Raw genomic sequence first — 14,839 nt, forward strand, 5'->3', positions numbered from 1 at the left:
CGCTACCCTGTCCCCATCGGACCCCGGGAGGCGCTGACGTGGTGAAAAGGCGTGTGGTGGAGAGCTCGGCCGAGCGGGAACGACTCGCCGAACTGGCCGGCGCGGCCTCGGCCGAGGCGGCACTGACCACCCCGCCGTCGCCGGAACCGTCGGGAGCACCCACCGACCTGACCGCCGCCGCGTTCTTCGACGTGGACAACACGATGATGATGGGCGCGTCGATCTTCCACTTCGCCCGCGGCCTGGCGGCCCGGAAGTACTTCAAGAACTCGGATCTCATGGGCTTCGCGTGGCAGCAGATCAAGTTCCGCGTGGGTGGTCGGGAGGACCCGCAGAGCGTGAAGGCCTCCCGCGAGCAGGCCCTGTCGTTCGTCGCGGGTAGGTCGGTGGCGGAACTGGTCAGCCTGGGCGAGGAGATCTACGACGAGCTGATGGCCGACAAGATCTGGACCGGCACCCAGGCCCTGGCCCAGATGCACCTCGACGCCGGCCAACGCGTGTGGCTGGTCACCGCGACCCCGGTGGAGCTGGCGCAGATCATCGCGCGGCGCTTGGGCCTGACCGGCGCCTTGGGGACGGTGTCGGAGAGCGAGAACGGCATCTACACGGGCAAGCTCGTCGGCGACCTCCTGCACGGCCGCGCGAAGGCCCACGCGGTCCGCGCCCTGGCCGCCAAGGAGGGCTTGGACCTGCGCCGCTGCACGGCGTACTCGGACTCGGTGAACGACGTGCCGATGCTGTCGGTGGTCGGCACGGCGGTGGCCGTGAACCCGGACTCGGGCCTGCGCGAAACGGCCCGCAAGCGCGGCTGGGAAATCCGCGACTTCCGGACCGGGCGCAAGGCGGCCAAGATCGGCGTGCCCTCGGTGCTGGGCGCCGGCGCGCTGGCCGGCGCGATCGCAGCGGGCATGGCCTACCGCCGCCGCGGCTGATCCGCTCGCGTGGGCCGGCAGTTCGGCCGCGATCACGGCCCGCGCTTCGGCCGCACTTGCGCCGGCCACAGCCCGCCCTCACAGCCCACAGTTTGCCGCCGCCACAGCCCGCCCTCACAGCCCGCACTTTGCCGCCGCCACAGCCCGCCACCCCGCCCCGCGATCACAGCCCGCGATCACGGCCCGCCGCCACTGCCGCGGTCAGCCCAGGAAGACGTTCCGGCGCTGGGTCAGCAGGCGGTACAGGGTTTGTTGGATGGTCTCGCGGACCTGGTCGGTCAGGTTGAAGACCAGCATCGGGTCGTCGGCCGACTGTTCGCCGTGCACGTCGGTGCGGATCGGCTCGCCGAACTCGATGTACCACTTCGACGGCAGCGGGATCGCGCCCAGCGGACCCAGCAGCGGGAAGAACGGCGTCACCGGGAAGTACGGGAAGCCGAACAGCCGCGCCAAGGCCTTGATGTCGCCGATCTTCGGGTAGATCTCCTCCGCGCCCACGATCGAGCACGGGATGATCGGCACCCCGGTCTTCAGCGCCGCCGACACGAAGCCGCCCCGGCCGAAGCGTTGCAGCTTGTACCGGTCCTTGAACGGCTTGCCGATGCCCTTGAAGCCCTCGGGCCACACGCCGACCAGCTCGCCGGACCTCAGCAGGCGTTCGGCGTCCGGGTTGCACGCCAGGGTCTGGCCGGACTTGCGGGCCAGGGCACCCAGGACCGGGGTCTTGAACACCAGGTCCGCGCCGAGCATGCGCAGGTGGCGGCGGGCCGGGTGTTCGGCGCGGATGCCGTAGGCGGTCATGGTGGCGTCGAGCGGGAGTGTGCCGGAGTGGTTGGCGACGATCAGCGCGCCGCCGGTCGCGGGCACGTTGTGCAGGCCGATGGTCTCCACCCGGAACCACTTCTCGTACAGCGGTTTCAGCGGGGGCATCAGGACGTGGTCGGTGAGGTCCGGGTCGAAGCCGAACTCGTCCACCTCGTAGTCGCCCTGCACGCGGCGGCGCAGGAACGACAGCACCCCGGCCAGGCGCTCCTCCCACTCCGAGGGGACGGATTCGCCCACAGAACGATCACCAGCGGACCGATCGTTTGCCGCACGATCGTTTGCGCCACGATCATTGTCGGAACGATCGTTTGCGGCACGATCGTTCGGCGTCCGAGCGCTTGCGGTCCCGACACTTGTCGGCCGATCGTTTGTGGAACGATCGTTTGCGGAACGATCGTTGGGGGTTCGATCGTTCGGAGTCGGTTCTGCTGGGCCGGGGGGCCGGGGCTGCTTCGACCGCTGGTCCCGCCGGGCCGGCGTGCGCAGGGGGATCACCCTTGCCTCTGCCACGTCCACCTCCTCACCTGAGCTCCTCACCTGAGCCTCTCACCTGAGCTTCGCCGCCGCGTCGAGCACCGAGCGCTCGACCGACGTCAGCAGCTCGGGGTCGAGCAGGGGTCGCATGCCGCGACCGCTCACGTAGTCGTCGAACGCCTGCTGCGTGGTCCACCTCGGGGTGAAGCCGAACTCGCGCTTGAGCAGTGTCGTGTCCACGACGCGGCCCCAGTTCAGGAACCGCATCTGGTCCGGGGAGAAGTCCACCAGGCGCGCGCTGCGGAAGAGCCTGCCCACCGTCGGCACGGCGGCCGTGGGCACCGGGAGCGGCAGCTTGCCCGCGCGGCGGATGGCCTGGGACAGCAGCAGCACGCCGTCGCCGCCGACGTTGAACACGCCGGGCAGGTCGTGCAGCGTGGCGCGTTCCAGCACGGCCAGGGCGTCCTCGGAGTGCAGCAGCTGGACGCGGGCGTCGTAACCCAGCACGGTCGGCACCACCGGCAGGGCGAAGTACCTGGTCAGCACGGTGTCGATCCGGGGGCCGATGAAGTTCGTGAACCGCAGGGTCGTCACGTCCACGTCCGGGCGGCGGCGGGCGAAGCCGCGCACGTAGCCCTCGACCTCGACGGCGTCCTTGGCGTACCCGCTGGACGGCAGGTCCTTGGGGCCCATGTCCTCGGTGAACACCGCCGGGTCGCGCGAAGACGACCCGTACACGGCGCTGGTGGACTTCACGACGAGCTTGCGCACGTGCGGCGACTTCTGGCACGCGGCCAGCAGCTGCATCGTGCCGATGACGTTCATCTCCTTCATCACCGTGCGCCCGGACGGTCCGGCCGGGTTGGCGGTCACCGAGGCGTGCACGACGGTGTCGACGTGCGCGGTGGAGATGACCTTGGCGATGAGCGGGTTGCGGATGTCCGCGCGGACGAACTCGGCGCGGCCCATGCGGCGCAGCACGTCGCGGGGCGGCGGTTCGGTGTCGACGCCGAGCACCCGGTCGATCTCGGGGTTGGCGGCGAACCGCGCGGCGAGCCGGCCGCCGAGGAAGCGGCTGCATCCGGTGACGAGAACGACCTTGGGCGCCATGCGACTCCGAGACGGTTGCGACCTGCGCGGACTGCTGCGACGTGGACTCTACCCACGGATTCGGGTACCCGATCGTCTCGTGGTCACGCTCTTGACGCAGGTCACCGAGCCATTCACCCGGATGGCCGCCCGACAGGACGGTGCCGGGCGCACCCGACCCCGGACATGCCGGTGCCGGCGGCCCCGAGGGGGACGCCGGCACCGAAGACCGGGACTTACTTGCCGCGCTTCCTGCGCTGGACGCGGGTCTTGCGCAGCAGCTTGCGGTGCTTCTTCTTCGACATGCGCTTGCGGCGCTTCTTGATGACCGAGCCCATGCGGGTTCCTCACTCACTAGACGAAGGTGTTTCTCCACGCGCTGGTGGAGACACCCGCCAAACTCGGGCGCGCCGACACCAGGCACGAACGGCCTGTGAGTTTACCCGGCTGCCGGCGCCCGCCCTCACCCGGCGTCGAAGTAGGCGTTGCGCAGGTACTCGTGCACCGCCTTCTCCGGCACCCGGAACGACTTGCCGACGCGCACTGCGGTCAGCTCACCCGAGTGCACCAACCGGTACACCGTCATCTTGGACACCCTCATCACCAACGCCACCTCGGCGACGGTCAGGAACTTGACCTGGACCAGGGGTGCTCGATCGTTCTCCTCCGGCATGGATCACCGCGTCCTTCGACACGCGTCGTGCCGTCGGCTTCCCCACCGACGGTTCGACACGCACGTGCTCCTGTGAGAGTAACGGGACACGTGGGACTGGTGCGACGGCCAATGGCGGTATCAGTGGGCCTCGTGGGCCTGTCCGAGCTCGACCGAACGGTCCCGAGCAGCCTCGATGGCGGCGAGCATGGCCGCACGGACCCCGTGCTTCTCCAGTTCGCGGATGGCCATGATGGTGGTGCCGGCGGGCGAGGTGACGGCCTCGCGGAGGATCACCGGGTGGGTGTCGTTGCGGTTGAGCATCTGCGCCGCGCCGACCGCGCTCTGGATGATCAGCTGCGTGGACAGGTCTCGCGGGATGCCGAGCAGGATGCCCGCGTCGATCATGGCCTCGACCAGGTAGAAGAAGTACGCGGGGCCGGAGCCGGAGAGGGCGGTGACGGCGTCCTGCTGGCTCTCCGGGACGCGGGCGACCTTGCCGACCGTGGTGAGCAGCTCCTCGACCAGGTTGAGGTGGTCGGCGCCGGCGTACCGGCCCGCGGAGATCGCGCTCATGGCCTCGCCGACCAGCATCGGCGTGTTGGGCATGACCCGGACGACGGGCGTGCCCTCGGGCAGCCGGCGCTCGTAGAGCGAGGTCGGCAGGCCCGCGCACAGCGACACGACGAGGGTGCCGGGCTTGACCACGGGCGCGAGCTCGTCCAGCAGCGGCTCGATGTCCTGCGGCTTGACCGCCACCACCAGCACGTCGGCCCGCCGCGCGGCCTCGGTGACGTCGAGCCCCTCGACGCCGTACTCCTTGGTCAGGGCGGCGGCCCGGTCGGGGTGCTTCTCGGTGAACACCAGCTCCTCCGCCGCCCGGCCGCCGCGCAGCAACCCGGACAGCAGCGCCTCCCCGATCTTCCCCGCACCCAACACCGCGATCGTCGTCATGGCGCAAAGCCTGCCACCCGCTCGGCGGACCCACAGCGCACCCCCGGGGAGGTCACTTGTCGGGGCAGTCCGCTTCGGTCCAGGTCGCGACGAGGTCGCGGCTGACGACGGTGAGCGATCCGCCGAGGAAGCCGATCTCGTGGCTGCACCCGTGCTCGTGGGGCAGGACCTCGTCCAGCGTGACCGCGCCGAAGCCGGTCCAGTCGACGGTGTCGGGGCCGGCGACGCCGACGTACCGGATGCTCAGGTCTTCTTCGTGCTTCCAGCAGTTGTGGCGGAAGCCGAGTTCCAGCCAGGCCTCGCCGTCGGCCGTCCCGCGCAGGACGGTGTCGGGCGTGAGGTCCTTGACGCACCGCCGGCTGAAGAAGTCGTAGTGGTCCGGGTCGGCCGCGAACGCCCGCGCGCCGGGCGGAAGGGCGTCGACCAGCGTCGGCAGCAGGTCGAGGTAGGCGTCGGGGTCGAGGAAGTTGCCGCCGTCGGTCCCCTCCAGCTTGACGTGCTTCACGCCGTGGCGGGGGTCAGGGCGAGTTGCCGGGCCTGGCAGACCAGGCGGCCCGTCGCGTCGATCACGGTGGCGTCCTCGTCGAACCACTGCCCGTGGACCGCCGTGCACGTCACCCGCACCCGCAGCCAGCCCGACGCGGGCCGTCCGCGCAGCAGCGCGGTCAGCTGCACCGTGGGCGACCACCCGAACCGGCCCAGGTTGAACGTCACCGGCATCGAGATGTCGCCCGCGACCAGCGCGAAGTACGGGTCGGCGTCCTCGCCCAGCGGCTTGGCCCACAGGGTCAGCGCCAGCGGGTCGCCGACGCGGCCGGTCAGGAAGCCCGCTCCTGCGCGGTCCAGCCGCACGTCGCAGACCTCGCCGAGCTTGTAGACGCCGCCCGAACCCAGGGTCGCCAGGTCCACCGCGTCCGGCGGCGGCGTGGCGGACACCAGGGGCAGGTCCGCGTAGTCCGGCTTGGTCGCGGGCATCCGCCCGACCGTCACGACGGCCTCGACGCACGCCCGGCCGCGCTGCTCGATCACCACCGACACCACGGTCGCGGTCCGCCCGGCCTTGCGCACGGACGTCCGCAGCAGCACCGGACCCACCTCGGGCGCGTGCAGGAACTGGGCGCTCACCGCCAGCGGCTCGCGCTCGTCGCCCGGCATCGCCACCCGCGCCGCGTCCACCGCGGCCCGTGCCGCCAGGGCCAGCAGGAACCCGCCGTGCGGTTTGGGTCCGATGGTCCACTCGCCGGGCAGCGCCGCCGTGTACGTGCCGTCGCCCAACGCGCGCACGGCGTTGGCCACCGAAAATGCCACCGAACTCCTCACGAACGGCTGACCAGGGACCGCAGGAAGAACGCCACGTTCGCCGGGCGCTCGGCCAGGCGCCGCATCAGGTACCCGTACCACTGCTCGCCGAACGGCACGTACACCCGCACCACGTGCCCCGCCGCCGCCAGCCGCCGCTGTTCGGTCGGCCGCACGCCGTAGAGCATCTGGAACTCGAAGTCCTCCACCGCCCGCCCGTACCACCGCGCCCGCTCGCCCACGATCTCGACCAGCCGCGGGTCGTGGGTGGCGAACATCGGGTAGCCGCCGCCCGCGAGCAGGGCGTTGGCGCACCGGACGTAGTTCAGGTCCACCTCGTGCGGGTCGGCGAAGGCCACCGACGCCGGCTCCGCGTACGCGCCCTTGCACAGCCGGACCCGGGTGCCGGCCAGGGCCACGCAGTCGTCCAGGGTCCGCCGCAGGTACGCCTGGAGCACCGCGCCGGTGTCCGGCCAGGCCCGGCGCAGCTCGTCCAGCACGCGCAGGGTGGAGTCGGTGGTGGTGTGGTCCTCCATGTCGAGGGTGACCGTCGTGCCGGACTGCTCGGCCGCCGCGCACACGCGGGAGGCGTTGTCCAGCGCGAGCCGCTCGTCCAGGGCCTGGCCGACCGCGGACAGCTTCACGCTCACCTCGGCGTCCGCGGCCAGCCCGACGTCGTGCAGCTGGTCCAGCAGAGCCAGGTAGGCCTGGACGGTCCGCTCGGCCTGCGCGCGGTCGGTGGTGTCCTCGCCCAGGTAGTCCAGCGTGACCCGCAGGCCGTCCTCGACCAGGTCGCCGGTCGCGTCCACGGCGGAGGCCACGGTCTCTCCCGCGACGAAGCGGCGCACGACGTCCCGGCTGATCGGGGCCGACGCGACGGCCCGCCGCACCGCTTCGTTGCCCGCGGCGGCGAGGATCAACGAACGGAGTGGGTTCACGATCAAGACCCTAGTCGTTAGCCGGGGGGAAAGCTCGGTTCAGACGTGGAGGCGGGCGAACAGGAGCGACTCCGCCAGGAGATCACGCCGGTCGGCGTCGGTCTTGGCCTTGCGCGTGTTGACTTCCAGCACGACCTGGCCTGCGAAACCCGAGGGCGCCAGCGATTCCAGGAGCTCAGCGCACGGCTGGGTGCCCCGGCCGGGCACGAGGTGTTCGTCCTTCGGCAACCCGCTGCCGTCCGCCAGGTGCACGTGGGTCAGACCGTCGCCCATGCGCTTGGCCAACTCCATCGCGTCCATGTGCGCGGCGGAGGCGTGGGACAGGTCCAGGGTGTAGTTGCGGTGGCCCACGTCGGTCGGGTCGATGGACGGGCGGAACGCCGTCACCGCCACCGACCGGCCCCGCCCGAGCTTGCGGCGGACCGGGAACATGTTCTCCACCGCGATCGCCACGCCGGTCTCGTCCTCCAGGCCCGCGACCAGGTCCGGGAACGTCTCGGCGTACCGGCGCTGCCACAGGAACGGCGGGTGCACCACGACCGTCCGCGCGCCCAGGTCCAGCGCGGCCCGGACGCTGCGCCGCAGCCGCTCCACCGGGTCCGGCGACCACACCCGCTGGGAGATCAGCAGGCAGGGCGCGTGCACGGCCATCACCGGCACGCCGCTGCGCTGCACCAACCGCTGCAACGCCCGCACGTCCTGGCTGACCGGGTCGGCCCACACCATGACCTCGACGCCGTCGTAGCCCAGCTCGGCCGCCGCCTCGAACGCCGCGCCGACCGGGCGCGGCCACACGGCGGCCGTGGACAGGCCGATCGGGATCAAGACTTCACCAGGAGCATCGCGGCCGGCGAGACGGTGACGATCAAGCCGACCAGCACGGCCAGGACGGTGGTCTGGAGGTCGTCGGCGCGGCGGATCCGGCGGACCAGCAGCACCAGGCCCACGGTCACCGCCAGCGCCACCACCAGGGCGGCGGGCGCGAGGGTCCGCCACAGGAAGTTGAAGCCCAGCCACAGGGCCGCGCCGCCCAGCACGCCGACGGCCAGCTGGCCGATCATCACCAGCCACTCCCGGCCGGGGGAACGGTCGGCGGGCCGCTCGTCCGCGTCGACGTCGGCGAGCCCGGCGGGTTCCTCGTCGTCGGAGGCCGCGGGACGGCGGAAGTCGTCGTCCTCGTCCTCCTCGTCGAGGTCCACGTAGGGGTGGAACTGGGTGTTCTCCGGCTCGACCCGCGGCATCTCGCCGGAGTCGTCGCCGAACCAGTCCTCGGCGGTCTGGTCGGGCAGCGGGTCGGGCATCGGGGCCGGCGCGGGCGGCACGATCAGCACCGACTCGGTGGGCAGCGACTCCAGCGGCACGTTCGGGGTCAGCTCGTCCTCGATGCGCGGCAGCACCTCGGTGACGGGGTCGCGCGCGGGAGGCGGCGGGGGCGGCGGCGCCGACCGGGGGAGGCTCGCGCGGTTGCCGTCGGGTTTCGGCGGGACCGGCCGGGGCGCCTCGGGCGGGCTGAGCCGGGACACGTCCGGCCGGGCCGCGTCGGGGGCGAGCCGGGCTGGGTCCAGCGGCGGCGTGAGCCGGGGCGGGTCGAGCTTGGGCGGGGTGGGGCGCGGCGGCTCGTAGTCGTCGGCGTAGTCGTCGACGATCGGCGGCACCTGCCGGGTCTCCTCGGCCTCCGTCGGCGCGGGCACGCCCCGGCGGGGCGGCTCGGCGGGCCGGGGCGGCGTCCGGGTGAAGGCGGCGTCCAGCCGCGACCGCGGCGGCTCGGGGGTGAAGGACGGCTCGGGCCGGGCGGGCCGTCCCTCGAACGCCTCGGCGGACCGGGACCCGCGACCCTCGGCACGCCCGCCGCGGGCGCCACGGCCCTCGAACGGCGGCTCGGCCGGCTCGCGGCGGCCGTCGAAGGGGGGCTCGACCGGCTCGCGCCGGCCCTCGAAGGGAGGCTCAACCGGTGGGCGGGCCTCGAACGGGGGTTCGGCCGGGCGGGCGAACGGCTCGGGCGTCACCGGCGGCGCGTAGGCGGTCTGGTCGGGAGCCGCGCGGCGGCCGGTCGGCGGCGGGTCGTCGTCGCGCACCGGCAGCAGCCGGCCGCTGTCGGAGTTGACCCGGTCGATGATCGCCTGCGGAGCGGTGTCCGACGCGTCCTCGGCACGGCGGCGTCGCCGACGCGGCGACACCTCGCCGGAGCCCCCGCCGTACTGGGCGAGCAACTCCGCGACCGTGCGCTGGGTCTGCTCCGACTCGCTCTCTCGACTCATCAACTCCACCGTGCCCCGTGGCGGCCAGTCCGTCCAGTGTCACCCGACCGGCGGGTGCGGGTCGCGGGGGTGTCCTGGTCTGCGCCATCAGTGTGGTCCAGGCGACGCAGGATGACACCTTCCCGCAGCGCCCAGGGGCAAATCTCCAGCTCACCGAGTGACAGGGCTCGCATGGTGGCCTCCGCCACCAGGGCGCCCGCCACCAGCTGGTGCGCCCGGCTGGAGCTCACGCCCTCCAGCTCGGCCAGGTCGCTCGCCGACATGCGGGAGATGAACCCGGTCAGCTGCCGCAGGCCGGCGTGGGTGAGGACGCGGCGCGCCCGCGGTCCGGCCGACGACGGCGCCGCGCCGGTCAGCCGGGCCAGCGTGCGGAACGTCTTGGACGTCGCCACCACCCGGTCCGGGGCGCCGACCCGGCGCAGCTTCTTGGCCACCGGCGCGAGCTGGTCGTCGAGCCACTCGGTGGTCTCGTTGACCTCCTGGCGGGTCGGCGGGTCGTGGTGGAACCGGGTGCGGGTCAGCCGGCCCGCGCCCAGCGGCACCGAGAACGCCTCCTCCGGCTCCTCGTCCACGCCCGACGCCAGCTCCAGCGAGCCGCCGCCGATGTCCAGGCACAGCAGCCGGCCCGCCGACCACCCGTACCAGCGGCGCACCGCGAGGAAGGTGTAGCGGGCCTCGTCCTCGCCGGACAGGACCTTGAGGTCCACGCCGGTCTCGGTGCGCACCCGGTCCAGCACCTCGGCGGAGTTGCCCGCCTCGCGGACCGCCGAGGTCGCGAAGGCCATCAGGTCCTCGCAGCCCAGCCGGGCCGCCGACGCCTTGGTGGCGGCGACCGCCCGGACCAGCCGGTCCGCGCCCACCTTGGTCAGCAGGCCGTCGCCGTCGAGCTGCTCGGCCAGCCGCAGGACGGACTTCTCCGAACTCATCGGCGTGGGGTGGGCACCCCGATGAGCGTCCACCACCAACAGGTGGACGGTGTTGGACCCCACATCAAGGACCCCGAGGCGCACGGCGTGCACCGTACCCGGTCGGGGCGGTCAGGACTCGAACTTGTAGCCCAGTCCGCGCACCGTCACCAGGTGGCGGGGCGTCGACGGGTCCGGCTCGATCTTCGAGCGCAGCCGCTTGACGTGCACGTCCAGGGTCTTGGTGTCGCCGACGTAGTCCGCGCCCCACACCCGGTCGATGAGCTGCCCGCGGGTCAGCACCCGGCCGACGTTGCGCAGCAGGTACTCGAGGAGGTCGAACTCCTTCAGCGGCAGGTTCACCTCGACGCCGTCGACGGTCACCACGTGCCGCTCGACGTCCATCCGCACCGGCCCCGCCTCCAGGACCTGCGGCAACAGCTCCTCGGACTCGCCGCCGCGGCGCAGCACGGCCCGGATGCGGGCGATCAGCTCGCGCGCCGAGTAGGGCTTGGTGACGTAGTCGTCCGCGCCCAGCTCCAGGCCGACGACCTTGTCGATCTCGCTGTCCCGCGCCGTGACCATGATCACGGGCACGGCCGAGCGGGCGCGCAACTGCTTGCACACGTCGGTGCCGCTCATGCCGGGCAGCATGAGGTCCAGCAGCACGATGTCGGCGCCGTTGCGGTCGAACTCCTCCAGCGCCTCCTGGCCGGTGGCCGCGAGCGCCGCGGTGAAGCCCTCCTTGCGCAGCAGGAAGGCGAGCGGATCGGCGAAGGACTCCTCGTCCTCCACGATGAGCACCCTGGTCACAGCTCTCCTCCGGGTTTGCCCGCGCTGGTCGGCACAGGGACAGCGAGTTCCGGCTTGGGTAGGTCGGTGGTCTGCTCGTCCCGGTCGGGGTGTGCCGGGATGCGCAGGGTGAAGGTCGAGCCGGTGCCGGGCAGGCTCCACAGCTTGACCTCGCCGCCGTGGTTCGCGGCGACGTGCTTGACGATCGCGAGGCCCAGGCCGGTGCCGCCGGTGGCGCGCGACCGGGCCTTGTCCACGCGGTAGAACCGCTCGAACACGCGGGTCTGCTGGTCCTCGGCGATGCCGATGCCCCGGTCGGTCACGGCGATCTCGACGAACCCCTCGACCAGCTTGCGGCTGACCGAGACGGGGCTGCCCGGCGGCGAGTAGGCGACCGCGTTGTCCAGCAGGTTGCTCAGCGCGGTGACCAACAGCGTCCGGTCGCCCTCGACCTCCAGGCCGCTGGGCTCGTCGGTGGTGATCTCGATGCCCGCGGACTCGGCGGCGAGCTTGGAGCGGCCCAGCGCCTCGCTGACCACGACGTCGATCTCGACCCGGTTGAGCTCGGGCAGCTTCTCCGCGCCCTGGAGCCGGGACAGCGCGATCAGCTCGGTGACCAGGGTGCCCAGGCGGGTGGCCTCCTGCATGATCTTCGCGCTGAACCGGCGGACCTCCTCCTGGTCGTCGGAGGCGTCCAGGACGGCCTCCGCGAGCAGGGCGAGCGCGCCCACCGGGGTCTTGAGCTCGTGGCTGACGTTGGCGACGAAGTCCCGCCGGGTCGCCTCCAGCCGGACCGAGTCCGACTCGTCGGAGGCGTCCACGACGACGAACCCCTCGGTGAGCACCTTGACCGCGGCGTGCACGGCCTCGGGCTGGCGGCCCTTGACCTCCAGCGGCGAGACGTCCACGTGGACCACCTCGCCGCTCTGGCGGGTCAGCTCGGCCGCGCGGCGGGCCCGGTCGTCGACGCGGTTGTTGCGCACGACCCCCAGCTCCTCGGCGCGCGGGTTGTGCAGGACGACGTCTCCGAAGACGTTGAGGACGACGATCCCGTCGTGGGAGGACTGGACCACCATCGCCATCAGGTCGGCGACGGTGAGCCCGGCCGGCCGCTGCGCCTTCGGACTGCCGGTGGCGCGCCCCACGAGGAACGCCGCACCGCCGATCAGCAGAGCGCCGATCGACAGGACGAGGTAACCCGTTGCGGTCACGAAGGCATCGTAAGCAGGTCAGGGCGGGTACGGCCTAGTCCGCAGGCGTGGTTCGTGACTCCTGCGACACCGTCTGGGACCGATGTTTTCCGCCCGGTCGGTTCCAGTTCACCCAATCGTGTCCAAGCGGGTCAGGTCCTGTTCGGACAGGCGCAGCGCGGCGGACGCCAGGTTCTCTTCCAGGTGTCGTTCCGACGACGTGCCGGGGATCAGCAGCACGGTGGGTGAGCGGTGCAGCAGCCACGCCAGGGCCACCTGGCGCGGGGTGGCGTCGTGCTCGCGGGCGACCTCGTCCAGGACGGCGTTCTGGAAGGGGGTGAAGCCGCCGAGGGGGAAGAACGGGACGTAGGCGATGTTCCGGGCGGCCGTGGCTTCCAGAGTGGCCTCGTCCGCGCGGTGGGCGATGTTGTAGTGGTTCTGGACGCAGACCACGGGGGCGATCTTCCGGGCTTCGTCGAGCCGGGTGGTGTTGCTGATGCCCAGGTCCCGGATCAAGCCCTCCTCGCGCAGTTCGGCGAGGACGGTGAAGGGCTCTTCGAGGTCGACGTGCGCGCCGTCGACGCGCAGGTTGACCACGTCCAGGCGGTCCACCTTGAGGTTGCGCAGGTTGTCGTGGACGGCGTCGCGCAGCTCCCCGGCGGTGCGGGCGGGCACCCAGCTCGTGTCCGGGGTGCGGCGGTAGCCGACCTTGGTGACGATCGTCAGGCCGTCGTAGGGGTGGAGGGCCTCGCGGATCAGCTCGTTGACGACGTGCGGGCCGTAGAAGTCGCTGGTGTCGATGTGGTCGACGCCGAGTTCGACGGCCCGGCGCAGGACGCGCACGGCGTTCTCGCGGTCCGCGGGCGGGCCGTAGACGCCGGGGCCGGTGAGCTGCATGGCGCCGTAACCGACGCGGGAGAGGTTCAGCACGCGGTCCACTGTGGTCGGGGCGGATTTCCGGCGCTGGGATTGGCAACTAGCTGCCAAGCTGGGCGGGTGAGCGGTGTCGTGGTGGTGCGGGGCGAGGCGGAGCTGTACAAGCGGGCGGGCCACCTGTTCGAGGCGGCGACCACGGAGCTGGCGTGCGCGGCCAACGCCCTGCGCACCTGGATGGGCACCCACCCGATCCTGCCCAGGCAGCGGGCGTCCAAGGTGCGCAAGCTGTTCCGGCTCTCGACCATGCTGGAGCCGGCGTGGGCCGAGCACGCGCGGGTCATGGCGTCGCACGGGGCGCAGGTGCGGGTCAGCGCGCACGAGGTGAACGAGACGATCCTGCTGGATGACCGCGTCGCCATCCTGGCCGGCGACGAGTCACAGGGGGCGCGCAGCTACAGCGTGATCACCCGGGCCGAGGTGGTGCACGGGGTGCGCTCGCTGTTCGAGGCGGCGTGGCGCGGCGGGACCGAGCTGGCCGTGCACGAAGCCGAGATGGCCGAGCTGCGGGCCGTGGTGCCCGGCGTGGTGGACGCCCTCAACGCCGGGTGGACCGACGAGGCGGCGGCACGCGCGCTGGGGATGTCCGTGCGCACGTACCGCCGCCGCGTGGCCGAGCTGATGTCCGCTTTGGGCGCTTCGTCCCGCTTTCAAGCCGGGGTGCGCGCCCGTGACCTGGGGCTGGTCTAGCGGCCCTCGGTCTGGCGGGTCTTGGTCTGGCGGGTCTTGGTCTGGCGTTTTGGGCTAGCGGCCCTGGTTGGCCACGGCCTTGATGGCGTCCGCCGCCGCGTCCGGGTCCAGGTAAGTGCCGCCGGGGGTGACCGGGCGCAGGTCCTCGTCCAGGTCGTAGCGCAGCGGGATGCCGGTGGGGATGTTCAGGCCCGCGATCGCCTCGTCGGAGATGCCGTCGAGGTGCTTCACCAGGGCGCGCAGCGAGTTGCCGTGCGCGGCGACCAGGACGGTCTTGCCCTCGCGCAGGTCCGGGACGATGGCGGACTCCCAGTAGGGGATCATCCGCTCCACGACGTCCAGCAGGCACTCGGTGAGCGGCAGGTCCGGGCCGAGACCGGCGTAGCGCGGGTCGGCGTCCTGGCTGAACTCGGTGCCCGGCTCGATGGGCGGCGGCGGGGTGTCGTAGGAGCGGCGCCAGAGCATGAACTGCTCCTCGCCGAACTCCTCCAGGGTCTGCTTCTTGTTCTTGCCCTGCAACGCGCCGTAGTGGCGCTCGTTGAGCCGCCAGTCCCGCTTGACCGGGATCCAGTGCCGGTCGGCCGCGTCCAGCGCCAGGTTGGCGGTGGAGATCGCGCGGCGCAGCAGGGAGGTGTGCACGACCTCGGGCAGCAGGTTCGCCTCGCGCAGCAGCACGCCGCCGCGCTGCGCCTCCCGCACGCCCTTCTCGGACAGGGGGACGTCCACCCAGCCGGTGAACAGGTTCTCCGCGTTCCAGACGCTCTCGCCGTGGCGGAGCAGCACCAGGGTTCCGACAGCCATGCCCGCAAGCCTGCCAGATGACCCGGCGCGGGTCGCATCCGCTGTGACCGCCGACGCTGGATCGTTGCAGTTGACCTCCAGTTTGGTGGAGGTCCTAGCGTCGGGAC

The 14,839-nt window shown here is 72.1% G+C and carries 17 protein-coding genes; 2 read left to right on the forward strand and 15 right to left on the reverse strand.

What is annotated here, in order from left to right:
- Positions 1-38: 38 nt before the first annotated feature.
- On the forward strand, positions 39-932 hold the full coding sequence (locus tag WBN91_RS22310) for an HAD family hydrolase (protein ID WP_337726445.1): 894 nt from the start codon (positions 39-41) through the stop codon (positions 930-932).
- Between the two features lie 201 nt (positions 933-1,133).
- Here the strand turns inward: WBN91_RS22310 and WBN91_RS22315 are convergent, their stop codons facing one another.
- The 14 genes from WBN91_RS22315 to WBN91_RS22380 all read right to left on the reverse strand — a co-directional run bounded on the left by WBN91_RS22315 (position 1,134) and on the right by WBN91_RS22380 (position 13,238).
- Entirely contained in the window at positions 1,134-1,994 is an 861-nt protein-coding gene (locus tag WBN91_RS22315; RefSeq protein ID WP_337726444.1) for a lysophospholipid acyltransferase family protein, read from the reverse strand.
- A 309-nt stretch (positions 1,995-2,303) separates the two neighbouring features.
- Positions 2,304-3,341 (reverse strand): NAD-dependent epimerase/dehydratase family protein, encoded by a 1,038-nt coding sequence (locus tag WBN91_RS22320; RefSeq protein ID WP_337726443.1) that lies wholly within the window; start codon positions 3,339-3,341, stop codon positions 2,304-2,306.
- A gap of 215 nt (positions 3,342-3,556) precedes the next feature.
- Positions 3,557-3,658 carry a 30S ribosomal protein bS22 gene (locus tag WBN91_RS22325; RefSeq protein WP_015105422.1) on the reverse strand — a complete coding sequence of 34 codons (102 nt, stop codon included), beginning with the start codon at positions 3,656-3,658 and terminating at the stop codon, positions 3,557-3,559.
- A gap of 125 nt (positions 3,659-3,783) precedes the next feature.
- Positions 3,784-3,993 (reverse strand): helix-turn-helix domain-containing protein, encoded by a 210-nt coding sequence (locus tag WBN91_RS22330; RefSeq protein WP_121010260.1) that lies wholly within the window; start codon positions 3,991-3,993, stop codon positions 3,784-3,786.
- 120 nt (positions 3,994-4,113) lie between these two features.
- Positions 4,114-4,926, reverse strand: coding sequence for a pyrroline-5-carboxylate reductase (gene proC / locus WBN91_RS22335; protein ID WP_337726442.1), 813 nt, complete (start codon positions 4,924-4,926; stop codon positions 4,114-4,116).
- 52 nt (positions 4,927-4,978) lie between these two features.
- On the reverse strand, positions 4,979-5,431 hold the full coding sequence (locus WBN91_RS22340; protein ID WP_337726441.1) for a hypothetical protein: 453 nt from the start codon (positions 5,429-5,431) through the stop codon (positions 4,979-4,981).
- A complete protein-coding gene (locus tag WBN91_RS22345; RefSeq protein ID WP_337726440.1) occupies positions 5,428-6,234 on the reverse strand; it encodes a thioesterase family protein in 807 nt (268 codons plus the stop codon). The genes WBN91_RS22340 and WBN91_RS22345 overlap by 4 nt, the downstream gene beginning before the upstream one ends.
- A gap of 8 nt (positions 6,235-6,242) precedes the next feature.
- Positions 6,243-7,163: a proline dehydrogenase family protein gene (locus tag WBN91_RS22350; protein WP_337726439.1), complete on the reverse strand. Its 921-nt coding sequence runs from the start codon at positions 7,161-7,163 to the stop codon at positions 6,243-6,245.
- Between the two features lie 39 nt (positions 7,164-7,202).
- Positions 7,203-7,988 (reverse strand): sugar phosphate isomerase/epimerase family protein, encoded by a 786-nt coding sequence (locus tag WBN91_RS22355; RefSeq protein ID WP_337726438.1) that lies wholly within the window; start codon positions 7,986-7,988, stop codon positions 7,203-7,205.
- Entirely contained in the window at positions 7,985-9,421 is a 1,437-nt protein-coding gene (locus WBN91_RS22360) for a hypothetical protein (RefSeq protein WP_337726437.1), read from the reverse strand. Before WBN91_RS22360 ends, WBN91_RS22355 begins: the two co-directional genes overlap by 4 nt.
- Positions 9,421-10,431, reverse strand: a complete 1,011-nt coding sequence (locus WBN91_RS22365) for a Ppx/GppA phosphatase family protein (protein WP_337726436.1) — start codon at positions 10,429-10,431, stop codon at positions 9,421-9,423. Before WBN91_RS22365 ends, WBN91_RS22360 begins: the two co-directional genes overlap by 1 nt.
- A 27-nt stretch (positions 10,432-10,458) precedes the next feature.
- Positions 10,459-11,139, reverse strand: coding sequence for a response regulator transcription factor (locus WBN91_RS22370; RefSeq protein WP_337726435.1), 681 nt, complete (start codon positions 11,137-11,139; stop codon positions 10,459-10,461).
- Positions 11,136-12,329 carry a sensor histidine kinase gene (locus WBN91_RS22375; RefSeq protein WP_337726434.1) on the reverse strand — a complete coding sequence of 398 codons (1,194 nt, stop codon included), beginning with the start codon at positions 12,327-12,329 and terminating at the stop codon, positions 11,136-11,138. Before WBN91_RS22375 ends, WBN91_RS22370 begins: the two co-directional genes overlap by 4 nt.
- Before the next feature lie 108 nt (positions 12,330-12,437).
- The gene (locus WBN91_RS22380; RefSeq protein WP_337726433.1) at positions 12,438-13,238 is read right to left on the reverse strand and encodes an oxidoreductase; all 801 of its coding nucleotides are present in this window, start codon (positions 13,236-13,238) and stop codon (positions 12,438-12,440) included.
- A 66-nt stretch (positions 13,239-13,304) separates the two neighbouring features.
- Between WBN91_RS22380 and WBN91_RS22385 the strand changes: the two genes are divergently transcribed.
- A complete protein-coding gene (locus WBN91_RS22385) occupies positions 13,305-13,931 on the forward strand; it encodes a DNA-binding response regulator (protein ID WP_337726432.1) in 627 nt (208 codons plus the stop codon).
- Between the two features lie 54 nt (positions 13,932-13,985).
- Here the strand turns inward: WBN91_RS22385 and WBN91_RS22390 are convergent, their stop codons facing one another.
- The gene (locus tag WBN91_RS22390; protein ID WP_337726431.1) at positions 13,986-14,732 is read right to left on the reverse strand and encodes a phosphoglyceromutase; all 747 of its coding nucleotides are present in this window, start codon (positions 14,730-14,732) and stop codon (positions 13,986-13,988) included.
- Positions 14,733-14,839 lie beyond the last annotated feature (107 nt).

Source organism: Saccharothrix sp. CCNWYY140 (genome assembly GCF_037401995.1).
Classification (GTDB): domain Bacteria; phylum Actinomycetota; class Actinomycetes; order Mycobacteriales; family Pseudonocardiaceae; genus Actinosynnema.